This window comes from Mesorhizobium sp. M1E.F.Ca.ET.045.02.1.1, from assembly GCF_003952485.1.
Taxonomy (GTDB): domain Bacteria; phylum Pseudomonadota; class Alphaproteobacteria; order Rhizobiales; family Rhizobiaceae; genus Mesorhizobium.
The window spans coordinates 7,168,805-7,195,301 of sequence record NZ_CP034447.1 but is presented as its reverse complement, the minus strand read 5'-3'; the positions used below and the strand labels follow the sequence as shown (position 1 = coordinate 7,195,301).

General features: G+C 64.4%; 29 protein-coding genes. 16 read left to right on the top strand and 13 right to left on the bottom strand.

Translation table 11 applies throughout. The annotated features are described in order from the left end of the window. Positions 1 to 50: 50 nt before the first annotated feature. Positions 51 to 560 carry a DinB family protein gene (locus tag EJ070_RS35280; protein ID WP_126095471.1) on the top strand — a complete coding sequence of 170 codons (510 nt, stop codon included), beginning with the start codon at positions 51 to 53 and terminating at the stop codon, positions 558 to 560. 94 nt (positions 561 to 654) lie between these two features. Further along, positions 655 to 1,440, top strand: coding sequence for a GGDEF domain-containing protein (locus tag EJ070_RS35275; RefSeq protein ID WP_126095470.1), 786 nt, complete (start codon positions 655 to 657; stop codon positions 1,438 to 1,440). A 275-nt stretch (positions 1,441 to 1,715) separates the two neighbouring features. Here the strand turns inward: EJ070_RS35275 and EJ070_RS35270 are convergent, their stop codons facing one another. From EJ070_RS35270 to EJ070_RS36595, 5 genes are all read right to left on the bottom strand, one after another. Then, a complete protein-coding gene (locus EJ070_RS35270; protein WP_126095469.1) occupies positions 1,716 to 2,018 on the bottom strand; it encodes a DUF982 domain-containing protein in 303 nt (100 codons plus the stop codon). 127 nt (positions 2,019 to 2,145) lie between these two features. After that, complete coding sequence (locus EJ070_RS35265) at positions 2,146 to 2,325, bottom strand: hypothetical protein (protein ID WP_126095468.1); 180 nt, start codon at positions 2,323 to 2,325, stop codon at positions 2,146 to 2,148. Between the two features lie 68 nt (positions 2,326 to 2,393). Beyond that, the gene (locus tag EJ070_RS35260; protein WP_126095467.1) at positions 2,394 to 2,738 is read right to left on the bottom strand and encodes a hypothetical protein; all 345 of its coding nucleotides are present in this window, start codon (positions 2,736 to 2,738) and stop codon (positions 2,394 to 2,396) included. Positions 2,739 to 2,875: 137 nt separating this feature from the next. Next, the gene (locus tag EJ070_RS35255) at positions 2,876 to 4,957 is read right to left on the bottom strand and encodes an ATP-dependent helicase (RefSeq protein ID WP_126095466.1); all 2,082 of its coding nucleotides are present in this window, start codon (positions 4,955 to 4,957) and stop codon (positions 2,876 to 2,878) included. Between the two features lie 130 nt (positions 4,958 to 5,087). Next, on the bottom strand, positions 5,088 to 5,255 hold the full coding sequence (locus tag EJ070_RS36595) for a hypothetical protein (protein ID WP_189350269.1): 168 nt from the start codon (positions 5,253 to 5,255) through the stop codon (positions 5,088 to 5,090). 134 nt (positions 5,256 to 5,389) lie between these two features. Between EJ070_RS36595 and EJ070_RS36590 the strand changes: the two genes are divergently transcribed. Continuing rightward, complete coding sequence (locus EJ070_RS36590) at positions 5,390 to 5,563, top strand: hypothetical protein (protein ID WP_189350268.1); 174 nt, start codon at positions 5,390 to 5,392, stop codon at positions 5,561 to 5,563. A gap of 363 nt (positions 5,564 to 5,926) precedes the next feature. On the opposite strand, the gene EJ070_RS35250 is transcribed toward EJ070_RS36590, so the two are convergent. Then, entirely contained in the window at positions 5,927 to 6,895 is a 969-nt protein-coding gene (locus tag EJ070_RS35250; RefSeq protein ID WP_126095465.1) for a LysR substrate-binding domain-containing protein, read from the bottom strand. Between the two features lie 111 nt (positions 6,896 to 7,006). Between EJ070_RS35250 and EJ070_RS36585 the strand changes: the two genes are divergently transcribed. The 4 genes from EJ070_RS36585 (at position 7,007) to EJ070_RS35225 (ending at position 9,957) form a co-directional block, all read left to right on the top strand. Then, positions 7,007 to 7,840, top strand: a complete 834-nt coding sequence (locus EJ070_RS36585) for a hypothetical protein (protein ID WP_189350266.1) — start codon at positions 7,007 to 7,009, stop codon at positions 7,838 to 7,840. Between the two features lie 59 nt (positions 7,841 to 7,899). Next, the gene (locus EJ070_RS35235; protein WP_126095464.1) at positions 7,900 to 8,925 is read left to right on the top strand and encodes a DMT family transporter; all 1,026 of its coding nucleotides are present in this window, start codon (positions 7,900 to 7,902) and stop codon (positions 8,923 to 8,925) included. Positions 8,926 to 8,954: 29 nt separating this feature from the next. Continuing rightward, a complete protein-coding gene (locus tag EJ070_RS35230; protein ID WP_126095463.1) occupies positions 8,955 to 9,164 on the top strand; it encodes a hypothetical protein in 210 nt (69 codons plus the stop codon). Positions 9,165 to 9,516: 352 nt separating this feature from the next. Beyond that, positions 9,517 to 9,957 (top strand): MucR family transcriptional regulator, encoded by a 441-nt coding sequence (locus tag EJ070_RS35225; protein ID WP_126095462.1) that lies wholly within the window; start codon positions 9,517 to 9,519, stop codon positions 9,955 to 9,957. Positions 9,958 to 10,067: 110 nt separating this feature from the next. On the opposite strand, the gene EJ070_RS35220 is transcribed toward EJ070_RS35225, so the two are convergent. The 4 genes from EJ070_RS35220 to EJ070_RS36580 form a co-directional block, all read right to left on the bottom strand. Then, positions 10,068 to 10,259, bottom strand: a complete 192-nt coding sequence (locus tag EJ070_RS35220; protein WP_126095461.1) for a hypothetical protein — start codon at positions 10,257 to 10,259, stop codon at positions 10,068 to 10,070. Positions 10,260 to 10,324: 65 nt separating this feature from the next. Next, positions 10,325 to 10,456 (bottom strand): hypothetical protein, encoded by a 132-nt coding sequence (locus EJ070_RS37535; RefSeq protein ID WP_281059635.1) that lies wholly within the window; start codon positions 10,454 to 10,456, stop codon positions 10,325 to 10,327. A gap of 113 nt (positions 10,457 to 10,569) precedes the next feature. Next, a complete protein-coding gene (locus tag EJ070_RS35215; protein WP_126095460.1) occupies positions 10,570 to 11,262 on the bottom strand; it encodes a lysozyme inhibitor LprI family protein in 693 nt (230 codons plus the stop codon). Between the two features lie 311 nt (positions 11,263 to 11,573). Further along, positions 11,574 to 11,738 (bottom strand): hypothetical protein, encoded by a 165-nt coding sequence (locus EJ070_RS36580; protein ID WP_189350264.1) that lies wholly within the window; start codon positions 11,736 to 11,738, stop codon positions 11,574 to 11,576. 95 nt (positions 11,739 to 11,833) lie between these two features. Between EJ070_RS36580 and EJ070_RS35210 the strand changes: the two genes are divergently transcribed. Together EJ070_RS35210 and EJ070_RS35205 are read left to right on the top strand one after the other, a co-directional pair. Next, positions 11,834 to 13,711, top strand: a complete 1,878-nt coding sequence (locus EJ070_RS35210) for an ABC-F family ATP-binding cassette domain-containing protein (protein WP_126095459.1) — start codon at positions 11,834 to 11,836, stop codon at positions 13,709 to 13,711. A 204-nt stretch (positions 13,712 to 13,915) separates the two neighbouring features. Further along, complete coding sequence (locus EJ070_RS35205; RefSeq protein WP_126095458.1) at positions 13,916 to 16,021, top strand: molybdopterin oxidoreductase family protein; 2,106 nt, start codon at positions 13,916 to 13,918, stop codon at positions 16,019 to 16,021. Positions 16,022 to 16,035: 14 nt separating this feature from the next. Here the strand turns inward: EJ070_RS35205 and EJ070_RS35200 are convergent, their stop codons facing one another. Next, positions 16,036 to 18,789 (bottom strand): sel1 repeat family protein, encoded by a 2,754-nt coding sequence (locus EJ070_RS35200; RefSeq protein WP_126095457.1) that lies wholly within the window; start codon positions 18,787 to 18,789, stop codon positions 16,036 to 16,038. Positions 18,790 to 19,007: 218 nt separating this feature from the next. Here EJ070_RS35200 and dapB point away from each other — a divergent pair, with 218 nt between their 5' ends. The 4 genes from dapB (at position 19,008) to EJ070_RS35180 (ending at position 22,776) form a co-directional block, all read left to right on the top strand. After that, positions 19,008 to 19,781 carry a 4-hydroxy-tetrahydrodipicolinate reductase gene (gene dapB / locus EJ070_RS35195; RefSeq protein ID WP_189350262.1) on the top strand — a complete coding sequence of 258 codons (774 nt, stop codon included), beginning with the start codon at positions 19,008 to 19,010 and terminating at the stop codon, positions 19,779 to 19,781. Between the two features lie 232 nt (positions 19,782 to 20,013). Continuing rightward, complete coding sequence (locus EJ070_RS35190) at positions 20,014 to 20,973, top strand: ABC transporter substrate-binding protein (RefSeq protein ID WP_126096035.1); 960 nt, start codon at positions 20,014 to 20,016, stop codon at positions 20,971 to 20,973. 104 nt (positions 20,974 to 21,077) lie between these two features. Next, positions 21,078 to 21,887, top strand: coding sequence for an ABC transporter ATP-binding protein (locus EJ070_RS35185; protein WP_126095455.1), 810 nt, complete (start codon positions 21,078 to 21,080; stop codon positions 21,885 to 21,887). Between the two features lie 10 nt (positions 21,888 to 21,897). Then, positions 21,898 to 22,776, top strand: coding sequence for an ABC transporter permease (locus EJ070_RS35180; RefSeq protein ID WP_126095454.1), 879 nt, complete (start codon positions 21,898 to 21,900; stop codon positions 22,774 to 22,776). A gap of 22 nt (positions 22,777 to 22,798) precedes the next feature. On the opposite strand, the gene EJ070_RS35175 is transcribed toward EJ070_RS35180, so the two are convergent. Beyond that, complete coding sequence (locus tag EJ070_RS35175; RefSeq protein WP_126095453.1) at positions 22,799 to 24,157, bottom strand: sensor histidine kinase; 1,359 nt, start codon at positions 24,155 to 24,157, stop codon at positions 22,799 to 22,801. A gap of 5 nt (positions 24,158 to 24,162) precedes the next feature. Further along, entirely contained in the window at positions 24,163 to 24,831 is a 669-nt protein-coding gene (locus tag EJ070_RS35170; protein ID WP_126095452.1) for a response regulator, read from the bottom strand. A gap of 481 nt (positions 24,832 to 25,312) precedes the next feature. On the opposite strand from EJ070_RS35170, the gene EJ070_RS35165 reads away from it, so the two are divergent. The 3 genes from EJ070_RS35165 (at position 25,313) to EJ070_RS35155 (ending at position 26,454) form a co-directional block, all read left to right on the top strand. Further along, on the top strand, positions 25,313 to 25,558 hold the full coding sequence (locus tag EJ070_RS35165) for a DUF680 domain-containing protein (protein ID WP_126095451.1): 246 nt from the start codon (positions 25,313 to 25,315) through the stop codon (positions 25,556 to 25,558). Between the two features lie 56 nt (positions 25,559 to 25,614). Next, entirely contained in the window at positions 25,615 to 25,821 is a 207-nt protein-coding gene (locus EJ070_RS35160; protein ID WP_126095450.1) for a DUF680 domain-containing protein, read from the top strand. A 387-nt stretch (positions 25,822 to 26,208) separates the two neighbouring features. Next, on the top strand, positions 26,209 to 26,454 hold the full coding sequence (locus EJ070_RS35155; protein ID WP_126095449.1) for a DUF680 domain-containing protein: 246 nt from the start codon (positions 26,209 to 26,211) through the stop codon (positions 26,452 to 26,454). The last annotated feature ends 43 nt before the right edge of the window (positions 26,455 to 26,497 follow it).

The window sequence follows — 26,497 nt, the reverse complement described above, 5'->3', positions numbered from 1 at the left end:
GTTCCTGCGGGTTACGAAGAGCCGGGATTCGTTGCGAGCCGGATGGAAGAATGAAACAGCATTTCATGATGTTTGCAGCCTACAATCAATGGGCCAACGCGCGCATCTACGATGCCGCCGCCGACCTCAACGAGGAGGAGCTCGCTCGCGACGTCGGCGCCTTCTTCGGCTCGATGCTTGGCACGCTCAACCATCTGCTCGTCACCGACCGAGTCTGGATGAAGCGCTTTACGGGTGAGGGCGACGCGCCCTCAAACCTTGCGACGATCCTCCATCGCGCTTTCCCAGGCTTGCGCTTGGCACGCGAGGCCGAGGACAGGAGGATCGTCGACTGGGTGAGCGGCATGACCGACAAGGCGTTCACTGGACGTTTTTCTTATATGACGACCGACATGCGCACCGTCTCGCAGCGGCTGGCGCCGGCGCTCAGCCATCTTTTCAATCACCAGACCCACCATCGCGGCCAGGCGCATATGTGCCTCACCGTGCTCGGCAGGCCCTCGGTGCCGCTCGACCTGATGCTGTTCCAGCGCTCCGAGGAAGGCCGCGCCTACGCCTGATTGCTTGTTAACCAAGCTTGCATTGAAGCTAATATATTAGGACTTCGTTTGCGCTCGCGCTCCACAATAGGCCAGTCGCAGTGGGAGCAATGACATGCGCATCGATTTGTCCCCCACGAGTTGGGGCAGGGTAGCGCTGGTCACCTTCGCCGGCACGGCCTTCTTCATTGCCGCGGCCTTCTTTGTCGATTCCTTCAACTTTCCCTCGCTGTCGCCGGACGCGCTGCTCTGGGCAGAGCTCACCGACCTGTTCCTGCCGCTCGTCCTTGGCGGCTCCTTCCTGTTCTTCCTGATGTGGAAGATGCGCCAGTTGGCGATCGCCCAGAAAGAGCTCAGCATCGTCGCCGCGACCGACAGCCTGACGGCCGTCTTCAACCGCGGCGCCTTCTCGATGCTGGTGGAAGCCTATCTAGAGCAGGCGCGCGGCCATGCCGTCGCCGATACCGGCGCGCTGCTGATCGTGGACGCCGATCATTTCAAGTCGATCAACGACCGTCTCGGCCACGATTGCGGCGATCAGGCGCTGAAGCTGATCGCCAGGACGATCCAGGGCCAACTTCACGGCCCCGACATCGTCGGGCGCATCGGCGGCGAGGAATTCGCGGTCTTTCTTCCGGGCGCCGATGCGACGCGCTCCTTCCTGGTCGCGGAATCGATCAGGCTGGGCATCCGCGAGGCCGGGTTCGCGCCCGGCGGGCAGCCATGGCCTCTCTCGGTCAGCATCGGCGGCGTCGCCTTCAACGGACCCACCACCTATCACCACATGTTCCAGGTCGCCGACAGGCATCTCTACAAGGCGAAGTCGAACGGGCGTGACCAGGTAAGCTTCGAAAGTCCGCGCAACGTGTTGTTGGACGACGTCTCCAGCACGTTCCATTGATAGGTTGCGCGAAAACATCCGCTTCTTTGCCGCACGTTCGCAAACCTGCACCGGCAAGGCGAATGTTCTGTGCGATGTTTCACGCAAGGGACCGTTCTGTGCGCTGCTTCACGCAGTGGTATGTTCTATGCGATGTTTCACGCAGCGCCGGAAAACTTTCGTGGAATCTGGCCGGGGCAGCGGAAGGCTGGGTTGAACGAGAAAAACCCGCCCGAGAAAATCATCTCAGGCGGGTCTGGCGGGCCCTCCATCGGGCTGTGCGGGGCCTGCCAATATCAGGCGGCGAAGCCACCATGGGCGCGCGCGACTGGCTTCACCGAGACGATCGGCTGGTCGGACGGCCACAGGATGCCGGCCGTCACCGCGAAGGTGACCAGCGCGTCGCGCGCCGATTCGACGGAAATTTCTCCGGCCCGTGCGGCTTCGCAGGCCTTCACCGCGACGCCGTAGCTCAGCCGCCGGCGCGACGGCGGGAACTCGGTCAGGAACACATGCATGTCGGACAGCGAGGCTATCATGCGTTTGTGGCCGGCGCCGACACTGAGCGCGACCGGGGCGAAGGACATCCTGTCGTACATTTAGACCTCTCGGATTGGGCAGAGGATGGCGGGCTGCCACCCTCGGTCTTGGGTAGGACGCCACACAACGCGCCTTGCGGCGCGAGGTTCCACGTTCGGGGATCTTTTCGCGCCTGCCCCGCCAGAGCTATTGGCCGGCGCCGGCGGTGATTGCCACTTCCGGTGGAAGTTGCGGAACCTGGTAGTGCGCCGACAACACCAGCAAGAGGATCGCGATCCCTGCGATCAGCGCCGCGGCGATGTTGACGAAAAGTTGGCCCGCCAGTTCACCGAGCCGCTGCCGCCAACTCATCGTCGATGGAATCAAGCGCATTTTCCACCTGTTTTCATGGGAGGCTCGAGGCCTGCGTCACGCGTCGACCACAGCATCCCGAGCTAGTCCCTCCAGCCTCTGTGGAGGCCGCAGCTCCAGACTCTATTCACGACCCAGTGGTGGTGATGCCAGCGTTTGTGCACCCTGACCATGCAGTCGCGATTGTGGCCGTAGCGGTATCCGCCTCGCATCTCATATCGGCCTCTGTAGCGCCAATCGTCGCGCATCTCGTATCGGTCTCTGTAGCGCCACTCGTCGCGCATGTGATGGCGGCGCCAGTAGTAATCGTCATCGTATCTGCCCATGCCGTCGTCGGTGGTTATGGTCAGGCTTACTGCCTGTGTCGGAACCGTCATTGGCGCCAAGCTAGCCACGCCCATCATGGCGGCGAGAATGAGATTCTTCATAACTGCCTCCTTGCATTAGATTTTACTAACGGAAATCCGTTGCCGGGTGAAAAGTTCCATGGAGAAGGCAGCAAACCGGCCGCGAGCGGCTTGGCGAGTTGGGGTGGAGTGCGGTTCGGCGATGCTCGGGGCGGACGCTATTTCCACATGCCGCGCATGCGCGCGCCGAGATCGACCTTGACCTGGGGTTGGGTCCGCGGATCGTTCGCCATACGCGCGCTCGCCCACGACGTCTGCTCGAAGGCTGAAAGCATCGAGGCCGGGATGAAGCGGGTGCGCGAGGCATAGATGTGGCGGTCGCCGCGCACCGGCTGGTTGTGCGGATAAAAGCGCTGCGGCACCACCAGATGCAGGCTGTCCTTCGCCCGCGTCATCGCCACATAGAGCAGCCGGCGCTCCTCCTCGATGTCCTCCTTGGTGCCGACGCCGAGATCGGCGGGGATGCAGCCGTCGACGGTGTTGAGCACGAAGACGTTCTTCCACTCCTGGCCCTTGGCCGAATGGATGGTCGACAGGATCAGATAATCCTCGTCGCGATGCGGCGGTCCGGCCTGGTCGCTGGTGGCATCCGGCGGGTCGAGCGTGAGCTCAGTGAGGAAGCGCTCGCGCGAGGGGTAGCCGGACGCGATCTGCTCGAGCTGCAACAGGTCGGCCCGGCGGGTGATCGCATCCTCATGGATGCGTTCCATATGCGGCTCGTACCACAGCCTGATCCGTTCGAGGTCGGCCGGCCATTTGGGACCGGCACGCAGCCCGCTGTAGATGTCGAGGAAGACCGGCCAGTCCTCTGCCGCGCGCTGAGGCGGCCGGAAGCGGGCAAGGCCCATCGTCTCGTCCAGCGAGGTGGCCATCGCCTCGACGATCTGCGAGGCGGCGGAAGGGCCGATGCCCGGCATAAGCTGCAGCACGCGAAACCCGGCGACGCGGTCGCGCGGGTTTTCGGCAAAGCGCAGCATCGCCAGCATGTCCTTCACGTGCGCGGCGTCGAGGAATTTCAGCCCGCCGAACTTGACGAAGGGGATGTTGCGGCGCGTGAGCTCGACCTCCAGCGGCCCGCTGTGATGCGAGGCGCGGAAGAGCACCGCCTGCGCCTTCAGCGCCGTGCCGGCCTCGCGTTCGGCCAGGATCGCGTGGCAGACATAATTGGCCTGCTCGGCCTCGTCGCGCACGCTCACCAGTTGCGGCTTGTGCGACGATCTGCGCTCGGTCCAGAGGTTCTTGGTGAAGCGCTCGGTGGCCTCGCCGATCACCGCGTTGGCGGCGGCAAGGATCGTCTCGGTCGAGCGGTAGTTGCGCTCCAGCATGACGATCTCGGCGCCTTGTGCGAACTGCTTCGGGAAATCGAGGATGTTGCGCACTTCCGCGGCGCGGAAGGAATAGATCGACTGCGCGTCGTCGCCCACCACGGTGAGCCCGGCGCCGTCCGGCTTTAGCGCGAGCAGGATCGAGGCCTGAAGCCGGTTGGTGTCCTGGTACTCATCGACCAGCAGATGGTCGAAGCGGCTGCCGAGATGCGCCGCGATCTCCGGCTCGGCCGCCATCTGCGCCCAGTAGAGCAACAGGTCATCGTAGTCGAGCACGTTCTGCGCCTGCTTGGCCTCGACATAGGCCGCGAACAACTGCTTGAGCTGGTCTGCCCATCCGGCGCACCAGGGAAATGCCGAGCCCAGCACTTCGCCGAGCGGCGCCTGCGCGTTCACCGCGCGCGAATAGATCTGCAGGCAGGTGCTTTTCGTAGGGAAGCGGCTTTCGGTTTTCGAGAATCCCAACTCATGCCGGGCGAGATTCATCAGGTCGGCCGAATCCTCGCGGTCGTGGATGGTGAAGGCCGGGTCGAGGCCGATCTGCTCGGCATAGTCGCGGAGCAGCCTGGCGCCGATGCCATGGAAGGTGCCGGCCCAGGCGAGCGCGTCGGCGATGATCGCGGCGTCGCGGCCCAGCACCTCGCCGGCGATGCGCTCGACGCGCTTGGCCATCTCGGCCGCGGCGCGGCGCGAGAACGTCATCAACAGGATGCGGCGCGGATCGGCGCCCTTGACGATGAGATGGGCGACGCGATGCGCCAGCGTGTTGGTCTTGCCGGATCCGGCGCCTGCGATCACCAAAAGAGGCGCGGCCACCTTGCCGTCGCCATGCACCACCGCCAGCCGCTGCGCGTCATTCAGCCGGGCGAGATAGGCGGGAGCTTCGAAGGACGAATCACGGGCGGCGATGTTCATCGCCCATCAAGCATCGTTTCCGCTTTGTTCGCAACGGGATTGAGGCGTCGAGTGCGTTCGCAGTTGGCGAAAGCCGGAATGATGGCCAATCTCCCCCAAGTGGGTCCCAAGTGGGGGAGATTGGCTGTAACTACCTTTTCGGCTCCACACCCATTGCCGCCGACTGGCGCCGCAGCGTCCGCCTTTCATCGCCTGGCATCTCCAACGGCGTGACGTCGCCTGGCACTTCCTCGATGATCCGCATTGTCACGCGATAGGCCGTGTAGGCAAACAGGCCGACAAGCAGCAGACGGATCATGACCATCTCCTTGTGCGGTTTGATCGGTTGGGAGTTCAACCGGGACTTGGGCGATTGGTTCCCATGGGCGAACGCAACCAAACCGCCACCGCTTCGTTTGCCCCTTGAAATGGGGCGAACGAGAGGAGGTCGTCATGATGAAGCTTCCTGTGCTGCTGGCTCTTGCGGCAGGGCTCGCGCTCGCCGCCTGCGACAACAGCGTGCAGCCCACCAAGGCGCCCGCCGACCAGAGCCCGCAGATCGACAAGAACCCGGTGCCGAAATCGACCACCGGCGGCGACCAGCAGGGCACGCAGCCGGCGCAGTGATGGCGGCAAAGCAGGTAGGCGATGTCTGCCACAGAAGAAGGCCGGCGCTGCTTGGGAGGAAGCTGGAAAGCGCCGGCCAAGCGGGAAAATCAGGCCCGCCGCAAAATAAATCATAGCTGAGTCTTGCCGCCAGGTCATGGGCAAGGCTTGGAAAGTCCTCTGGATATAAGTGAAATCCCGCCAGAAATTCCCGGTATTGTGTGAAATCTACAACAACAATCCTGAGATGCAGCCAGGCGTCGTCATGGTTGAATCATCTGTATCTTACCGGTTGCTCAAATGCTCCGGCTTCAGCCAACCGGTGAAGAGAAGCCTCCGCACTATCGAGAATTCGGCTCCAGGGCCTTAGGCATGGGCGTCCGCCTACGCCATCGCTACCCGCTTCACCGGCATGTCGGCGATTTCGATGTCCAATTGGCGCTGCGTCAGCGCCGCCTCGGCCATGATCCACTGCTTGAACAGCTCCACCTTGCGCGCGCCGAGCGCCTTGATCGGACTCACGAAATACCAACCGGCACTGTTGGGATGGTGGACCGCGAAAGGCGCCACGAGCCGTTCGGCGCGGATGTCGCTTGCCATATAGGCGCGGTTGGCGACGGCAAAGCCCATGCCGGCATTGGCCGCCTCGTAGGCCATCATGCAGGAATCGAAATAGATGCTCCTGGTCTCGCCGAGCACGAAGCTCGCGCCGGCAAAGCCCAGCCAGGACTGCCAGTTCTGGGTGCAGGTGTCGGAGTGGAGCAAGGTGAAGTGCCTGAGGTCCTCGGGCGTCACCTTGTACAGCGGCTTGTCGCCCAGCACGTCGTGGAACAGCTTGCGGCTGCACACCGGCGTCAGGTCCTCCTTGAACAGCAGCTCGGATTTGAGGCCGGGGAAATTGCCGTCGCCATAGCGGATCTCGAGGTCGTACTCGGAGGTCGAGAATTCGTGCGTCGCATAGGAGGTCGAGACCCGCATCTCGATATCGGGATATTGCCGCTGGAAGCTGGTGAGCCGCGGGAACAGCCAGCGCGCCGCGAAGGTCGGCAAAACGCAGATTCTCAGCACATGCGACTGCGACTGGCCGGTGGCCTCCATGCTGGCGGCGACGATCCGCTCCAGCGCCTCGCGCACCCGGGCCACATAGGTCTCGCCCTCCGGCGTCAGGGACACCGCATTTCCGCCGCGCTGGAAAATCTTGAAGCGCAGCTGATCCTCCAGGCTCTTGACCCGCTGACTGACAGCCGAGGCGGTGATGAACTGCTCCTCGCCGGCGCGCGTGAAGTTCTTGTGCCTCGCGGCGCTCTCCACGATTTTCAGCGAGTTTAAGTTGACCTGACTGAGCAGACGCACGGGGCCCGACCTTTAGCTGGGCTTAAAGTAGCACCAGCATTCCTAAATTTACAGGGGCGGGCGGCTTAATCGACTGTTTACCAAGTGTTGCCCCCATCTTGGAGAAGTAGAATGAACGCCCATACCATCCCCGAACTGCGCTATGCGATGAGCCGTGAAGCCATCATTGGTCATGATACGGCGTGGAAAGTGTCGAGCTTCGGCGTCGCCCAGTATCTGCACGGCTACGACCCCGCACTGCTTGCCGCGATCGAGGAGGCGGCGCTCAAGCTCAAGGCCAGCCATGCGGTGCACAAGCATCTCGACCTCACCTTCATCACCGGCGCCGACCGTTACATCCCGGAGATCAAGGAGCTTTTGCATGACAAGCTGCGCCTGGAGCGGCTGTCCGACATGATGGGCACCAAGCTTGAACCCTATCCACTGTCGATCGTCGGCTCGACCGTCACCTTCATGAACCCCAAGGACGGCGCCGTCGAATGGCACTGCGACGGCGTTCCGGTGACGGAGCTCATTCCGCTGTCGATCAGCGACCCTCTGATCGGCGGCCATCTTGAAATCTATTGCGACGATTCCGAGACCGGCCGCGCCATCCTCGAATCAGGCCGCGACCTGCCGCGCAACAAGGTCATGCGCATCGACCACAAGATGAACTACGCCACGCTCGGTCAGTTCCTCGGCGTGCTCCATCGCACCGCGCCCATCCAACTCGGCTCGCGCGTCACCCTGGTTCTCAACCAGCGCTCGGTGACCAAGCCCTATGTCGACGACAACCGCATGTTCTACCTCGCCGCCGACAACGACCACGACCGCGCCTGGGTCAATGAGCTTGCCGACGATGTCTGGACGAACCAACTGCCTGCCTATCGCCGCCATGCGGAGGAGCATCCTGTGCCGAAGCCGGCCGTCGAGTCGGTTTCCGGCGGAGCCAGAGAGTCGTGGTAGTGGCGGATGATCCCGTCGAGCGCCAGGCGCCCTCAGCGTCGTTGAGCCTCGGGCCAGTCATGGCCGAAAGGCGGAAGAACCGCTCCGGCGCTGCTTCCTCGGCGGCGCTAGCCCTCGCCTTCGGCGCGGTGGCGCTCTGGGCGACCAACGCCCTGGTCGGCAAGACGCTGCTTGCAAGTCACCCGGTGTCCGAGGTGCAATTCCTGCAGTTCTGCGGCGCCGCGCTGGTTTTTGCGGTGATCAGGCTTATGAGCACTTCTCCTTCCCCCCTTGTGGGGGAAGGTGGATCGGCGCGCAGCGCCGAGACGGATGAGGGGTGTTCCAGCGAAGTGAGACGTCGGCGTTCCCTGGAACACCCCTCATCCGACCTCGCTTCGCGAGGCCACCTTCTCCCACAAGGGGAGAAGGGGAGGTCGGCTCTCGCCGCCTACGGGGTCGGCTTCATTGGTCTGGTCGGCACCATGGTGCTGCAATACATCGCCTTCGCTTCGATGCCGGTCATCGAGGCCAATCTGGTCGCCTACACCTGGCCGTTGATGGTCGCCGAGGTGGTCATCGCGCTCGGCCGCCCGCAGCGACCGCTGCTGCTTGGGCTGACTGCCGCGCTCGGCTTCGTCGGCGTGGCGCTGGTGATCTCCGGCGGACGCGCGTCAGCCTGGTTCGAAGGCAGTCTCGTCGGCTATTGCGCCGCCTTTGGCTCGGCGCTTTGCATGGCCTTCTATTCGCTCGCCGTCGGCCGTCTTGCCCTGTCGCCGGATCGCCTTCTGCTGCCCTCGGCGCTGATCGGTTTCGCGCTGACCTTCGCCTGGTGTCTGCATGACGGCGCTGCAGACCTGAGCGGCACGCACCTCCTGCTCGGCCTCTATCTCGGCGCAGGGCCGATGGGATTCGGCTACTATTTCTGGTCGCGCGCGCTCAGCCTCGACCAGGGCGGCAGGCTCGCGGTCGTCGCCTATCTGACGCCGATCGCTTCCACGCTTTTGCTGGCGCTGTCGGGCGAAAGCCTGTCGCCGACGGCTATTGCCGGCGCCGTCCTCGTCATCGGCAGTTGCATTGCTGTCGGCATCGAACGTTCGGAGGCCTGAAGATCATGTCAGGAAGCATGCCTGGAACCATGCTTGACAACGACGAACGCCGCGCCCGGCAGGAGGCGCACTGGCTGATGAAGGAATTCGGCGCCGAGGCGCCGCTCTATGCCGCCATGAAGGCGGAAAAGGCCATCGAGCAGAGGGATTTCGGCCGCTGCGCGCGCTGGAAGCGTGTGCTGGAGATACTGGCCGACAACGGACCGGCGGATCTCAGGCGCGGAGCCGCCGCGGAATAAGCGACTCGCCGCGCCGAATCGGGCATGATCGGTCCTCCGGGCGCCTGTGCTGCTCGCCAGCGTCGGCCTTCATCCTGAATTTCGACTTTTGCTGGAATTACTCGCATAAATTGAAGTGCTGTTGCGTCATTTACGCGCCCGTGCAGATTTCCGGCGCTGTCAATTGTTTGTTATAGGTATTAGAATTCCTAACTTGCGCGGTCGTAGCCCGCAGTGAAAACGTGCTTTTGGTATTGAGTCTCGTGTATTTACTGACTCTGGACGGTCCGTTGGGGGACAGGTCCAATATGATACCTAGACCAAAGTCCTAAAAAACAGCTGGTCATTTGAGAGCCAGCAAAGGGTGAAAAAATTGTCCAATATCGATGACAAGACTGCAATCGAGCTGACCGCCGACATTGTCTCGGCCTATGTAGGCAACAATCCGCTTCCGGCTTCCGGCCTGCCTGATCTGATCGCCAGCGTCAGCGCCTCGGTGCGCAAGCTCGCCGGTGGCGCCGCTGTCAAGGAAAGCGCGCCGCTGACGCCGGCCGTCAATCCGAAGCGCTCGGTGTTCCCCGATCACATCGTCTGCCTCGAGGACGGCAAGAAGTTCAAGTCGCTGAAGCGGCACCTGTCGACCGACCATGGGCTGACGCCGGACGAATACCGCGCCAAATGGGGCCTGCCGGCAGACTATCCGATGGTAGCCCCCAGCTATTCGGCCACCCGCTCGGCCTTGGCCAAGTCTTCCGGCCTCGGCCGCAAGCCGGCCGCGGATTCCGGCAAGGGCAAGCGCAAGCCCAAGGCCTGAGGCCAGCCGCTCATGCCGCAACGGCCGACGCCATGCCGTCGGCCGACTGCTTGGGCACGCTCGATGCACTGCGTCGCAGGGCGGCCAACCAGTCTTCCGCCTGGTCGCCTTCAGTTGCGGGGCGGCTTACGCGCCTCGGCGCGGCGATCCTGCTCTGCCGCGAGGCTGTCCGCCTCGACAGCCGTCATCTCCAGAAAATAGACAAGCACCTGATAGCGCGTGCGCGAAAGCATCTTCGCCAGCCTTCGGGTGATCTCCGCGACATATCTCAGCATGCGCAGATCGTTGGCCGCCTCGCCCATCGGGAGCTCCTGACACAGTCAAGTTATTGTTGTTATTTTTGATTGTTATTGGCGCCTCGCGCGAATCACGACGCTTTCATAAGTTCGCAGGATTGCGGCAAAACTGAAATCGATTTTTCGCCAAGCATCGCGGCTGGATCAAAAGATTTGGCACTTTTTTTGGTGGTTTCGGCATCCATCGCGCTAATATAAGCCAAGGCGCGACTTCGGGTTGTTTTGGTTGACCGATTTGATCTTCCGCATGGGTTGGTCAGTGCCGCTGTTTTGGCGGCAGGCGGGCCTGGCCATGCGGCCCGGCCCGCCTTGCTGCTCAGTTCTTGTAGGCGGAACAGAAGGCCGGCGGATTGTCGGCGCCGATCATGGCGCAGCCTCGCTTGATCTCGTCGATCATCATGCTGCACGCGTTCTGTCCGTTGCAGGGCGGGTGTGTTGCCGGCGACACCTGAACGCATTGCGAGACATATTGGTCCGACTTCGCCTTGCCGGCGGATTGCACGCAAGGCCGCGTGTCGTTCGGGCTTGCCTTGGCAGGAGCGGCCGTCGCAGGCGCGGCCCCAGCCGTCGCAGACGCGGCGCCAGCCGTCGCAAGCGCGGCACCGCCGGCGGTTTGCGGCACGCAGGAGAGGTCGCCTTCCGGACATTGCAACTGGTGCTGCAACTGCGTCAGCCGCGCCTGGGTCAATTCCGCCTTACAGGCTTCGACCAGGCTCGAATACACCGAGCCGTCGGCATAGGGCTGGGTGCGGAAGGCGCATTCCTTGTCGCGGAACGGGATCCAGGCGCGCTGCGCGTCGCGAAGGCGTTGCTGGTCGGCGGGAGCGAGGCGTCCCGACAGCCCCTTGTAGACGGCGTTGAGCGCGGTGTCGGCCGAGGCAGCGTCCTTGGCGGTGCAGGTGGCAAGCTCGGCCTGCGTCTTCGCCGCCGCGCAATCCGCTGCAGCCGCATGGGCCGCGGGCATGATGAGAAGCAGGGCAACGCCGGCGGCATGGAGCAATCGCTTCATAGGAGCACCTCACGATGAGAGTTCTACAAAGCCCGCCGCTGGAACCAGCATAGGTTGAGAACATGGCAGCGATCAACGTCAAACCGGTGACGTGGCAAGCAAAGTGTGACCGGCGATTGGCGCAAGCAGAGGAGCGCGCAATCTCCCTCCTTGTGGGGGAGATGGCCGCCAGGCCAGAGGGGTCGCCGCGCGTGAAGCGTCGACGCCCAGCGACGAGAGACGGCGCCGGCGATCTATGTGAGACGACCCCCTCTGTCGCCTTCGGCGACATCTCCCCCTCAAGGGGGGAGATCGCCGGGTCGGCGCCTCGCTTACTGGAGCTGCAAAGTAGGCGATCCATCCGTATCGCCGGCGAACAGAACCACCTGCGTCGCCAGCGCGGCTGTCGTGGCGACCTGGAAGAAGATGAAGGCGAGGGCGAAATAACGGATCACGGGGCTCAAAACGCTCCGGCCGGCAACTGGTTCCAGTCCCATCGGGCTTTTCCCGAATGGTTCGCGGTCGCATGCAGCGACCCTCATCCAGGCCCTGGCTCTTGCGAACCGCCGATGTCCCGTGCAAAAGCCCGCCCATGCTTATCATCAACGACCTCTCGCTGCGCATGGCGGGGCGCCTGCTTCTCGATCATGCCTCGCTGACCTTGCCCGCCGGAACCAAGGCCGGCCTCGTCGGCCGCAACGGCACCGGCAAGACGACGCTGTTCAAGGCGATCACCGGCGATTTTCCCTCCGAAACCGGCTCGATCAGCCTGCCGAAGAACACCCGCATCGGCCAGGTGGCGCAGGAAGCGCCCGGCACCGAGGAGCCGCTGATCGAGATCGTGCTCAAGGCCGATGTCGAGCGCTCGGCGCTGCTCGAAGAGGAAAAGACCGCGACCGATCCGCACCGTATCGCCGAGATCCACACGCGGCTGGCCGACATCGACGCGCATTCGGCCGAATCCCGCGCCGCCACCATCCTGGCCGGCCTCGGCTTCGACGATGCCGCGCAGAAGCGACCGGCCTCGTCCTTCTCGGGCGGCTGGCGCATGCGGGTGGCACTCGCCGCCGTGCTCTTCTCCGAGCCCGACCTTCTGCTGCTCGACGAGCCGACCAACTATCTCGACCTCGAAGGCACGCTGTGGCTGGAGAACTATGTCTCCAAATATCCGCACACGGTGCTGCTCATCTCGCACGACCGCGACCTGCTCAACCGCGCCGTCAACTCGATCGTCCATCTCGACCAGAAGAAGCTGACCTTCTGGCGCGGCGGCTACGACCAGTTCGAGCGGCAGCTCACCGAGCAGCGTGAGCTGCAGGAAAAGAGCCGCGTCAAGCAGGAAGCGCAGCGCAAGCACATGGAATCCTTCGTCGAGCGCTTCCGCGCCAAGGCCTCGAAGGCCAGGCAGGCGCAGTCGCGGCTGAAGGCGCTGGAGAAGCTGAAGCCGATCGCCGCGGTGGTGAACGATACGGTGCGGCCGTTCTCCTTCCCGGAGCCGGTGAAGACGGTGGCCTCGCCGATCGTGGCGCTCAACGGCGTCAATGTCGGCTACACCGAGGGCAATCCGGTGCTGAAGAAGATGACGCTGCGCATCGATGCCGACGACCGCATCGCGCTGCTTGGCGCCAACGGCAACGGCAAGTCGACCTTCGCCAAGCTGCTCGCTGGCCGCTTGAAGGGCGAAACCGGCACCATCACCATTGCGCCGGGCTTGAAGGTGGCGATCTTCGCTCAGCACCAGCTCGACGATCTGCGCCCCGAGGAAAGCGCCTATGAGCATGTGCGCCGGCTGATGCCGGATGCGCCGGAGGCCAAGGTGCGCGCCCGCGTCGCCCAGTTCGGCCTGTCGACCGAGAAGATGAACACGGCGGCGAAGGACCTGTCCGGCGGTGAGAAGGCGCGCCTGCTGATGGGCCTCTCGGCCTTCGAAGGCCCGAACCTCTTCATCCTCGACGAGCCGACCAACCACCTCGACATCGACAGCCGTGAATCGCTGATCCATGCGCTGAACGATTTCCCGGGCGCCGTCATCCTGATCTCGCATGACCGGCATCTGCTCGAAGCCACCGCCGACCGGTTGTGGCTGGTCAAGGACGGCGCGGTCAACCCGTATGACGGCGATCTGGAGGACTACAAGACGCTGGTGACCGGCGTCTCGTCCAACCGCCGCGAGCAGAAGGAGGCCGACAAGGCGTCCAAGGCCGACCGCCGCCGCGAGGCCGCCCAGCGCCGCGCAGCACTGGAGCCTTTAGCCAAGGAGATCCGCGCCACCGAAGCGCTGATGGACCGCATCCGCAAGCGCATGGATCTGATCGAGGACGAGCTCGCCAATCCGGCCCTCTACGAGAAGGACCCCTCGACCGCCACCCGCCTCGCCAAGGAACGCTCGCAATTGGCACACACGCTGGCGCAGAACGAGGACAAGTGGCTGACAATGTCGGCGGAGTATGAGGAAGGGATCGCGGAGTAGCGTCTCTCCTTCTCCCCTTGTGGGAGAAGGTGTCGCCGAAGGCGACGGATGAGGGGTGCTCCAGGGAACGCCGGCGTCTCACTCCGCTGGAACACCCCTCATCCGTCTCGGCGCTGCGCGCCGATCCACCTTCTCCCACAAGGGGAGAAGGGAAGGAGCCATCTGGCCCTACACCTCGCCGGCAAAACCCGCTACACACCCCGCATGAACCAGCACGCCAAGCTCAGGATCGGCCATTCGGCCTGTCCGCACGATTGTCCGTCCACCTGCGCGCTCGAAGTCGAGCTGCTCGACGAAAACCGCATCGGCCGCGTCCATGGCGCCAAGGCGAACAGCTACACGGCGGGCGTCGTCTGCGCCAAGGTCGCCCGCTATGCCGACCGCGTCCACCATCCCGACCGGCTGCTGAAGCCGCTGGTGCGCGCCGGCGCCAAGGGCGAGGGCGCCTGGAAGGAAGCGAGCTGGGAAGCGGCGCTCGATCTCGTGGCGGAAAAATTCATCGCTGCCGAAGAGAAATACGGCTCGGAAACCGTCTGGCCCTATTTCTATGCCGGCACGATGGGGCTGGTGCAGCGCGACGGCATCGAGCGGCTGCGGCATGCGAAGAAATACTCCGGCTTCTTCGGCTCCATCTGCACCAACCTCGCCTGGACCGGCTGGATGATGGGGGCGGGCGCCCTGCGCGGTCCCGATCCGCGCGAGATGGCGAAGTCCGACTGCGTGGTGATCTGGGGCACCAATGCGGTGGTCACCCAGGTCAACGTCATGACCCATGCGACCAGGGCGCGGAAAGAACGCGGCGCCAGGATCGTCGTCATCGACATCTACGACAACGCCACCATGAAGCAGGCCGATCTCGGCCTGGTGCTCAAGCCCGGCACCGATGGCGCGCTCGCCTGCGCGGTCATGCATGTGCTGTTCCGCGATGGCATGGCCGACCGCGCCTATCTCGAAAAATACACAGACGATCCGCGCGGGCTGGAAGAGCACCTCAAGACCCGCACGCCGGAGTGGGCGGCGGCCATCACCGGGCTCTCCGTCGCCGAGATCGAGGCTTTCGCGCATCTGGTCGGCACGACGAAGAAGACCTACTTCCGCCTCGGCTATGGTTTTGCTCGCCAGCGCAACGGCTCGATCAACGTGCATGCCGCCTCCTGCATCGCCGCGGTCACCGGCGCCTGGCAATATGAGGGCGGAGGCGCCTTCCATTCCAATTCCGGTATCTTCAAGCTGAACCAGGACGTGCTCGAGGGCACCGCGATGCGCGACCCGAAGGTGCGCTATCTCGACCATTCGCGCATCGGTCCGGTGCTGACCGGAGCCGAGGACGCGCTTTACGGCGGCCCGCCGGTGACGGCGATGCTGATCCAGAACACCAACCCCGCCAACGTCGCGCCGGAGCAGCGCCTGGTGAAGCGAGGCTTCCTGCGCGAGGACCTGTTCTCTTGCGTGCACGAGCAGTTCATGACCGATACGGCCAAGCTCGCCGACGTGGTGCTGCCGGCGACGATGTTTTTGGAGCATGACGACGTCTACAAGGGCGGCGGCAACCAGCACATCACGCTCGGCCCCAAGCTGATCGAGCCGCCGCAAGGACCGCGCACCAACCACTATGTCAATGAGGAGCTCGGCAAGCGGCTGGGCGTCGGCGACCGGCCGGGCTTCGGCCTGACCGAGAAGGAGCATATCGACATCATCCTCGGCAAGCGCGGGTTGGGCAGCTTCGACAGCCTCAGGCAACAGAAGTGGGTCGACCTGCAGCCGGAGTTCGACGACGCGCATTTCATCAACGGCTTCGGCCATGCCGACAAGAAATTCCACTTCCGCCCCAACTGGACGGGGCAGGCGGCGCCCAACCGGCCGCCGAAGAGCATGGGCCTGTTCGGACCGGTCGATCGGCTGCCGGAATTCCCTGACCATGTCGACCTGATCGAGGTGGCGGATGAGGAGCATCCGTTCCGCCTGACGACCTCGCCGGCGCGCAATTTCCTCAACTCCACCTTTGCCGAGACGCCGGTGTCGAAGGCCAAGGAAGGCAGGCCGGAACTGCTGCTTCATCCCGAGGACGCCGCGTCGCTCGGCATCGAGGATGGCGGCCGCGTCGAGGTCGGCAACCGGCGCGGCGACCTCGTGCTGCACGCCAAGCTCTTCGACGGCGTGAAGCGCGGCGTGGTGGTGGCCGAAGGCATCTGGCCGAACGGCGCGCACGAGCGCGGCGAGGGCATCAACGTGCTCACCGGCGCCGACGCGCCGGCGCCCTATGGCGGCGCCGCCTTCCACGACAACAAGGTCTGGCTCAGGGCGCTTTGATCGCTCGGCTTTGACTATTTGGCGGCCTGAGCGTCCAGCGTCTTGATCTCTTCCGCGGCCGCCTTGCGGGCCGTGGCATCGATGCCGGTTGCACCCTTGTCCTTGGCGAATGCGATGAGAGCTGTGCGTGTTTGCTCGTCGCATCCATCCTCGCCCACGCCGTCGATGCCGGCCTTGCGGGCAGCAGCGAGGACGGAGTCGCAGGCGTCGGGCGCGAAGGCGAACTGTCCCATGATGGCGCCGAGCGTCAGCGGGTCCTGCAGGCGCGGATCGTCGCGGATCGCCTGAAGGGTGGCGTTGCCGACCGCGCGTGATTTCCGGTCCTGCGCGATCTGCGTCAGGTCGAAGATGAATTCGAACTCCGCCTTGTCGACGCCGTCGGGTTTCGAGACCAGGATGTCCAGCGCATAGCGCGTGACTTCGTCGGGCGTGACGACCGCTCGCACGACCCTTGCCTGGTGATAGTTGCGCACCAGCACCCAGCGCGAGGGGAGGTCGCCATAGCGGGCGAGCATGCCGAGCTGCTTGATGGCGGCCTTCTTCTGCTTGTCGGTCTTGGCGGCCTGCGCCTGGGTGAAGGCCTTGTCGCGGACGCGGTCGAGGATTTCGCCCGCGAGCATGTCTGAAGCCGGTGCCGCCTGCTGTGTCCCGGCCGCCGTTTGCGGGCTCGGAGCATCGGTGAGCGGGCCTTTCGCATCGACCCATGCGGCCAGCGCCTTGCGCGCGTCGGGGCCGAAATAGCCCTTCAGCTCACCCGCGTAAAAACCCTCGCTCTTCAGCGTCGTCTCGATCGCGATGCGGATTTCGTCGGGCAGGGCCTTGCCGACGCCGACCAGGTTTTCCTCGTCGAGGCCGGCCGGCGCTTCCCGGAACGCGTCCATCACCGCGGCGGCGACCGCGGCCGTTCCGGCGCTGGAGGCCGGCCCGGAAAAGAGGCCGCTGAGTTCGATACCGGCATCGCCGCCGAACACCCCGGCGCCCATCCTGCCGATGCCGTCATTGTAGAGGGCAATGCGGTTGGTGATGCCTTCGCGCAGCGTCATCAAGTGATCGAAACTGTCGAAGGTGAAGGCATCGGCGAGCTTGCCCTTTGCCTTGAGCGAGCCCAACCGTGCCGCCTCGCGCCACGCGTGCAGCCGCTCGCGCGGGTTCTTGTCGATGCCGAGACCGTTGTCATAGGCGTCGCCGAGCAGCACCATGGCTTCGACGCTGCCGAGATTGGCGGCGTTGATCAGCATCGCGGTCGCCCTGACGTCGTCCTGCGGATAGACCAAGCCCCGCCGCAGCAGCTTGGCATGAAGCAGGTAGGCCTGCGCCTCCTTCTTGCCTTCGCCCTCGTCGATCAGGGTTTTCAGTCGATCGTCGCTCAGGCCGTCTTCGCGGCGCGACGGCCGATAGCTGGTCGAATCGAGATTGGCATATTGCGTCGAGGCGTAGAGCCAGAGCGCGTCGCGGTCGCCCCCATCCGCCAGTGGCTTCAGCATGGCGCGCGCCTGGTCCTCGCTCCTGAACTGCTGATTGTCCGAAAGCTCGAGCCGCGCCAGCGCCAGCGCCGCGCCGGGCTCGCCGGCATCGGCGCCGTCGCTCAGGCGTTCGACCAGCATTTCGGGATAGTCGACCCGCACGCCGTCATAGTCGACAAGCGGGCCCGCAAGCCTGATGCAGGCATCGAGGTCCCATGAGCCGTTGAACAGCTGGACCGCCGCCCGCGGCTGGCGGCCGACGAACCTGCCGTCCAGCAGCAGGCCGGCGAGCATCGGCCCGGCCTCGGCAACATTCTTGGCGGCGCGCAGCATGGCGATGGCGCGCTTGCCGTCCGTCGGGCCGCCTTCGCCCTTGGCCAGCATGTCGGCCAGCATCGGGATGGCGTAATCGTCGTGACCGACGCGCGCCTCCAGCAACTGCCTGGCCTTTGCTGCATCCTGCGGCGTCCCCCGGCCCAGCCGGAGCGCCGTGATGTAGGCGAGCGCGGATCGTACCGAGTCATTGGTCCCGGCCTGGGAATCGGCCTCGACAGCATGAAAGGCCTTTTGCTGCTCGTCGCCGGTGAAGCCGTCCTTCTCCGGCGTCGTCTGCGCGATCAGCAGCGGCATGCCCTTACGGACCTGGCTGTCCCATTCGCCGGGCGACTGGCCCTGGACCGGCGCGTCGATGATGTGCTGCGCGGTCTCGACCAGCTTGCGCGCGTCGCGGCGCAGCAGCGGCCCGTCGTTATACTGGCGGAGCAGCGTCATCAGGGCCATCAGATGCCCGGCGGCGCCAGCTTTCTGCAGGGCGTCGAGCGCCATTTCGCGGGTGATCGACGGCGCACCGGCATCCGCGCGGTCGCGCCGATGCACCGCATAGAACTCGTAGAGCAGGAAATTCGCTTCAGGGCTGCCGCCGTCGGCCAGCGGCTTGATCTGCGGGATGAGCCAGGTCAGTCCCGGCTGGTCGAGCGCTACTTCGACCCTCAGCCATTGCAGCGTCAACCGCTTTTCCTGCGGCGCGCCGAGCATCGCCGCCTGACATTTGTCGGCCAGGCCTTTGAGCTTGCCGAAGTTCATATCGAACGGGAAGAGCTCGCCATACTGGATCGGCGGCGCCTTGGCTTCGGGGTCGAGCGGCACGGAGGCGCCCCGGTCGCAGGTGGTGATCGCCTCGGCGAGCGCGGCCTTCTTTGCCGCATCGTCCGATTTGTCGGAAGATGCCTGGGCGGCGAATGCCCCGCCGGCGAGTGGTGCGAGCACGAGGCAGGAAAGAACCAGGACATGCACTGGCCGTAACATGGGCGTCCCCCCTCGGACCCGGCCCGGGCGGCGCGTCGCGGCCGGACAGCGGAGCTAAATTAGCACATCGCGCGAGCCATGATGAGTGTGACGCTTCACATTCGCGTACAGTTCGCCCTTGTCTCGCTCCGATGTCGTGGCGCCGTAGCCGGCTGAATCAATTTGGCAAGGTGGCGTGCTAGAGGATTGTTCCGACTCAGCTTTCGACAGGGATAGCCATGCCGCAGCTCAAGATAGCCATTACCGGCGCACTCGGCCGCATGGGCCGGCAGATGGCGGAGACCGTCGCGGCCGATCCGCGGCTCGATCTCGCCGCCCGCTTCCACCGACCGGGCAGCGCAGGTGAGGGGCTGGTCGAGCGTGACGAGGCGCTGGCGCTGGCCGATGTGGTCGTCGACTTCACCACGCCGGCAGCGTCCGCCGAACTGGCAAAGGCCTGCGCGGCGCGCGGCGGGCCGGCGCTGGTCATCGGTTCGACAGGTTTCGACGCCGCTGAACTGGAAACCATCGCCGACGCCGCGAGGAAAATCGCCATCGTGCGCTCCGGCAGCTATTCGCTGGGGCTCAACCTGCTGACCGGCCTGGTCGAGCAGGCGGCGCGGGCACTCGGCGCCGACGATTGCGACATCGAGATTTTCGAAGCGCATCACCGCCTGAAGGTTGACGCGCCGTCGGGCACGGCGCTGATGCTGGGCGAGGCGGCCGCGCGCGGGCGAGGCGTCAGGCTGGATGAGCTGGCAAGGCGTACCCGCGACGGCGTCACCGGCCCGCGTCCCGCCGGCGAGATCGGCTTTGCCGTGCTGCGGGGCGGCAGCATCGTCGGCGAGCACAGCGCCAGCTTCCTTGGCGAAGCCGAGGCGCTCACGCTCTCGCATGCTGCAGGCGACCGCTCGATGTTCGCGCGCGGCGCCATCGCGGCGGCGCTGTGGGTCGCCGGACAGCCGCCCGGCGAATACGGCATGCGCGACGTGCTTGGCTTCACCTCCACGTGATTGGCAATCCCGCTCGGTTCCATTTCAACAGCCGCTAAAATGGCTGAAAGCCAGCTGAAAGCTTGGGCATGCCATGACAGTTTTGTGGCGTTCGCCACGTGACCGGTCTGGGAGCGGGCCGGCAAGGAGGAAATGCGGCGCGGCCCGGATGGCACGCCGCCCAGGTGGAGGAAGTTACGTGACCGGTTTCATCTCTAAATGCGCCCTGCGTTCGGCGGCGTTGACGCTTGCCATGGTTGCCGCGGGCGCAACGACTGCGTCGGCCGCCGACAAGATCTCGATCATGGTGGGCGGCTACGAAAAACAGATCTACCTGCCCGCCAAGCTCGCCGAGGCGCTCGGCTATTTCAAGGATGAAGGCCTCGACGTCGAGCTGCTCAATGAGCCTGCGGGCGTCGATGCCGAGAACGAGATGCTGGCGGGTGCCGTTCAGGGCGTGGTCGGCTTCTACGACCACAGCATCGACCTGCAGGCCAAGGGCAAGTTCGTCGAATCCGTCGTCCAGTTCAGCCAGGCGCCGGGCGAGGTCGAGCTTGTCTCGGCGAAACATCCGGAGATCAAGTCGCCCGCCGATTTCAAGGGCATGAGCCTCGGCGTCACCGGCCTCGGCTCCTCGACCAACTTCCTGACCGAATATCTTGCGGTCAAGAACGGGCTGAAGCTCGGCGAATTCACCTCCGTGCCGGTCGGCGCCGGCAACACTTTCATCGCCGCCATGCAGCAGGACAAGATCCAGGCCGGCATGACGACCGAGCCGACGATCACGCGGCTGCTCAAGACCGGCGAGGCCAAGGTGCTCGTCGACATGCGCACCGTGGAAGGCACCAAGGCAGCACTTGGCGGCACCTATCCGGCCGCCTCGCTCTACATGCAGACCGAATGGGTCGACGCCCACAAGGAAACGGTTCAGAAGCTCGCCAACGCCTTCGTCAAGACGCTGAAGTTCATCAGCACCCACAGCGGCGCCGAGATCGCCGAAAAGATGCCGAAGGACTATTATGTCGGCGACAAGGAAGGCTATGTGAAAGCGCTCGACGCCGGCAAGGCGATGTTCACCCCCGATGGCGTGATGCCGCAGGGTGGACCGGAGACGGTTCTTTCGGTGCTGTCGGCCTTCAAGAAGGAACTGCAGGGCAAGCAGATCGACCTTTCCAAGACCTACACCACGGAATTCGTCAAGAACGTGAAATAGCGGATTAGGCGGCGCGAGGTTCCGACCTCGCGCCGCCGCCCTATCTTGTTCCACGTCCGGCGATCACCGCGCGGCGGTCGCACGCTATTGGAGTTTGCTCAACTATGGCTGTTAAAAAGACCGCTCCGGCGATCGAGCTGATCAATGTCAGCCGCCGCTTCCTTTCCCCCACCGGCAAATCCCTGACCGCGATCCGCGATTTCACCATGACGGTCGAGCGCGGCGAGTTCGTCGCCGTCGTCGGCCCGACCGGCTGCGGCAAGTCGACGACGCTCAACCTCGTCACCGGGCTCGCCAGCCCGAGCGCCGGCGAGGTCCGCGTCATGGGCGCGCCGGTCAAGGGCATCGATCCGCGCATCGGTTTCGTGTTCCAGACCGATGCGCTGTTCCCTTGGCGCACGGTGATCGAAAATGTCATGGCCGGGCCGCTGTTCCGCGGCAAGCCGAAAGCGCAGGCGCAGGCCTCGGCGCGAGACTGGCTGGCTCGCGTTGGCCTGGCACGCTTCGAGCAGCACTATCCGCACCAGCTTTCCGGCGGCATGCGCAAGCGCGTGGCGCTGGCGCAGACCTTCATCAACGGTCCCGAGATCCTGTTGATGGACGAGCCGTTCTCGGCGCTCGACGTGCAAACCCGCGTCCTCATGCACGAGGAATTGCTGCGCCTGTGGTCCGAGGCCAAGGCCTCGGTGGTCTTCGTCACGCATGACCTTGAGGAGGCGATCGCGCTGGCCGACAAGGTCTATGTGCTCACGGCCGGGCCGGCGACGGTGAAATCCGTCTACACGATCGACCTGCCGCGCCCGCGCGTCGTCGCCGACATCCGCTACGACCAGAGCTTCATCGATTATTCGCGCACCATCTGGGCCGACCTCAAGGAAGAGGTTGAGACCAGCTACGCCCGCGCGGCGGCATGAGGAGGCTTTTATGACAGACGCCACCGTCAACATCTCGACCGCGAGCTTCAGGCCAGGAACGTCGGACGCCGAAATCGAGGCAGCCGCCGCCAAGGCGGCCGCGCATCGGCGCCATTCCGTCATCTTCTGGCGGCTCGCCATCCTCATCGCTTTTCTCGGCGCGTGGGAAATCGCCGGCCGCATGGCCTGGATCGATCCCTTCTTCTACGCCATGCCGAGCACGATTGCTGGACGGCTCTATGAATGGATGACGGAGGGGACCTCGGAAGGGCCGCTCTGGTACCACCTCTATGTCACCATGGAGGAGTCGGTGCTGGGCTTCGTCACCGGTTCGGTCGCCGGCATCATCATTGGCGTCGCGCTCGGCCGCAACCGCATGGCTGCGGATATCTTCTCCATCTACATCAAGGTGATCAACTCGATCCCGCGCGTCGTGCTGGCGCCGATCTTCATCATGATCCTCGGCCTCGGCCTTGCCTCCAAGGTGGCGCTGGCCTTCGTCATGGTGTTCTTCGTCGTCTTCCACAACGCCTTCCAGGGCGTGCGCGAGGCCGACCGCGCGATGATCGCCAATGCCCGCATCCTCGGCGCCTCCGACTGGCAGTTGACGCGTTCGGTGATCGTGCCGTCGGCGATGAGCTGGATCTTCGCCAGCCTGCATGTCAGCTTCGGCTTTGCCATCATCGGCGCCATCGTGGGCGAGTTCGTCGGCTCGCGCTTCGGTATCGGCCTCTTGATCAACATCGCCAAAGGCTCGTTCGACGCGGCCGGCATGTATGCGGCGATCGTTATCGTCATGGTCGTGGCGCTGGGCGCCGAATACCTGATGACGCTGGTCGAGAACCGGCTGGCGAAATGGCGTCCGCAGCCGCTGCATGAAACGCAGTGACCACCAACGCCCTGGCTAGTCTTTAACTGGAACGTAGCGGCAGCCGCACCTCGACCTTGAGCCCGCCGGAGGCAGCGTCGCCAAGCGCGACGCTGCCTCCGGCATTTTCGACCACCTCGCGCACGATGGCGAGCCCGAGCCCGCTGCCTTCCTCGTTCGTGCCGACAATACGGTAAAAGCGTTCGAAGACGTGTTCCCGCTCTTCCGGCGGAATGCCGGGGCCGGCATCGGTGACGGTGAGCTGCGCCTCGCTATCGACGGCGGCGATCTTCACCGTGACGCTGCCACCGGGCTTGGAGTATCGCAGGGCATTATCGACGAGGTTCACGATCATCTCGCGCAGCATCGTGCCGTCGCCGATCACCGGAACAGGCCCGGTTTCCTCGAGGCCGAGATCGATGTTGCGTTCGATTGCCCTCGGCGCATGCGTTTCCAGCACCTGGCGGCAGGCTTCGGTGAGGTCGATGCGGTCGGCGCGCGGCCGCCGGCTGCCGGGCTCCGCGCGCGACAGTGTGAGCAGCTGTTCGGCGAGCCGCGCCAGCCGGCCGGAGCTGGCCTGCAGGGCGACAAGCGCTTCCTGGCGCTTATCGGCGGCAGTTTCGCGCAGCGCGTAGCTTGCCTGTGTCGACAGCAGCGCCAAAGGTGTGCGCAGTTGGTGCGCGGCATTGGCAATGAAGCGGCGCTGCGCCGCCATCTGCGCCCGCACGCGCGCCATATAGGCATTGAGCGCGTCGATCAGCGGCCTGATCTCGCTTTGCGCGCCGGGAACCTCGACCGGGTCGAGCTCGCTGCGGCTTGGCGAACGCACGGCATCGCGGAGCCGGATCAGCGGCGCAAGGCCGCGGTGCAGGCCAAGCAGCACGAACACGCCGGCGATCGCTACCAGGGCCAACTGCTGGGCGAAGGCGCTGAGCCACAGACGCTTCACCATCGCGTCATGCCCGGCAAGCGTGACGCCCACCGTGACCTTGATCGGTGAATCCGCGCCGGCGCCGATCACCGCCTGGCTGAGGGTCAGGAGGCGGAGCCGGCGATCGCGGTAGGAAGCTTCGATGCTGCCGCGTTGCGACGCCTGGGGCAGGTCGGGATAACCGGTGAGCAGGCGTCCGCCGGCGGTCTCGACGTGATAGTAGACGCTGTCGCGGTCGCCTGTATCGAACATCTCGAGCGCCGCCGGCGGGATGGTGGCAAAGAGCACGCCGTCGTCCATCGCCACCTGCTCGGCGATCGCTCGGGCCGATCCGAGCAGCATGCGATCGGTGACCAGATCGGCGGTAGCAAGCGCATTGCCATGGCTGGTCCACAGATTGACGGTAGCGAGCCCGGCCAGCGGCAGCACGACCCAGGCCAGCAATTGCAGGCGGAGGCTGTTAATCCGCATCGCAACTAGTCTTCATGGCGCAGCAGATAGCCGAGGCCGCGCAAGGTGGCGATCTGAACGCGCGAGCCTTCCAGCTTCTTGCGCAGCCGATGCACATAGATCTCGATGGCGCTGGGGTCGGCGTCGGTTTCGAAGTCATAGATCGCCGCTGACAGCGCCGCCTTGCTCACCGTGCGCCCGGCCTTGACCACCAGTTGCTCCAGCACCGCATGCTCGCGCGGCGTCAGCGCCAGCGTCTCGCCGGCAAGCGAGAACAGCCTGGTGTTCGTGTCGAAGACGAGGTCGCCGCAGGAAATGATTGGTGCTGTCCGGTCGTTGGCGCGGCGCAACTGCACGCGAATGCGCGCTTCCAACTCCTCGATCTGGAACGGCTTTGCCAGATAGTCGTCGGCGCCTTCGTTGAGGCCCTTGACCCGGCCGTCGAGGCTGGCATTGGCGGTGAGCACGATCACCGGCACCGGGTTGCCGCGCGCTCTCAGCCGCTTCAGCACCTCCATCCCGCTCATGCGCGGCAGCGCGAGGTCGAGAATGATGAGCGCATGGTCGCCGGCCGCCAGCGCATGCTCGACATCCTCGCCGTCATGGACGACATCGACGACATAGCTCGCCTGGCGCAGCGTCTTGCTCAGCCAATCGGCTAATTCGCGATTGTCTTCGACAAGCAGGAGCCGCATCTCTGTCGTTGTTCACTCCAGGGACGGCACCGGCCCCGGCGAGCGCGCGGCGGCGTCCGAATTCGATCCTCGAAGCAACCGATAATATCGATCCGCCTACAAGGCAAACTCCGGCTCCTCCGCAGTCACGACCGCGTCACGGCGGCTGTTGAGCCGACTCATTGGTTGAATCGGGGATAAAACCGAACCGTTCGGTTCAATTTATGTTGACGGTTCGTGTAGTCGAGTTGAACGCCGGCTGGCTGATCCGTGGGGCTATATCGCGCAGCCCTTTCTGCAAGCCATTGATATTGCATAAGAAGAATGTGGCAACTGCGCCGCTCACGCAAATTCAAGGTCGAACCGAACGGTTCGGTTCACAAATTTTCGTGATTGGAAATGGCAACAGGACCGACCCATTTCGGTATTGTCCGAGCGACGCGATTTTCCACCAAGGCACGCCACTAGACGGACAGGACTTTTGAAATCTGGAGTACCCAAAATGAACAAGATTGCTCTTTCCGCTGCGGCTCTTCTCATTGCCACGGGCAGCGCCTTCGCCGGCAGCGACCACTACGGTTCGGACAACGTCAACCAGCCAGCCGTCACCCAGTCGGTCACGCCCCAGTCCGGCGACAACATCGACCGCAGCATCACCGGCTCGATCCGCAAGTTCGAACAGCGCGATCTCAAGATCACGCCCGATCAGAACCAGCGGGAATCCGGCCAGGGCATCTGGGGCCGCTAAACCGGCGTCCGTCCCGAACCAACCAAGCATCAACATTCAAATCTGGAGTACCTAAAATGACCAAGATCGCTCTTACCGCGGCCGCCCTTCTCGTTGCCACCGGTGCCGCTTTCGCCGGCTCCGACAACTACGGCTCGGCCAACGCCAACCAGCCGGCCGCTTCGGTCGACACCTCGTACACCGCTTCGGTCAAGAAGTCGGATGCGAATGTCCAGAAGCCGCTGACCCAGGGCGCCGACCGCGACCTGTTCGGCAACCGCTAACCGGTTCCGATCTTCGATAGACCTCAAAGCGGCGGGCTTGTCCCGCCGCTCTGTTTTTGTAGCGCCGGCTATCCGTTGGGCCGGCTTTTGCATGCGTTCGATCGAGCATTCATCACGAAGCGGTGATGCCTGTAGGGACGAGGGTTCGCCCCACCGCTTTTTTCTGGAGCCGGCTATGGGGCGGCCTGAATCAGCCGGATGGAAGCTCCTTCTAATCCATTGTTCGAGATGAGTTTTTTCGGGTGAGCTCACGGCCGCGGTGGCGAAACGACCAGCGAAGAAGAGATTTCGCCCGGGAATAAATCCGGGCCGTTCCGGGTCTTTGTCGGCAGCGGGGCCATCCTCCCAAGGCGCCGCCGATGAAACGACAGGACAAGGAACACTGAGATGATCAGGATCGCATTCGTCACGGCCGCCATGCTCTTCGCTGCCATGGGCAGCGCCTCTGCCGGCAGCGACCATTACGGCTCCGACGGGGCCAACCAGCAGACCGCCGGCGCCGATCATATGATGACCAGTTCGATCCGCGTGCGGGACGTGGCGCATCACCAGGCTTCGGTGGCGACCGGCTCCGGCGAGACGGTCGCCGACATGATCGCCCGGCACAATGGCGACGGCCTGTGGGGCAAGTGACTGCACTCGACCCTTCCTCGAAAACTCCCATCCAAACGCAACG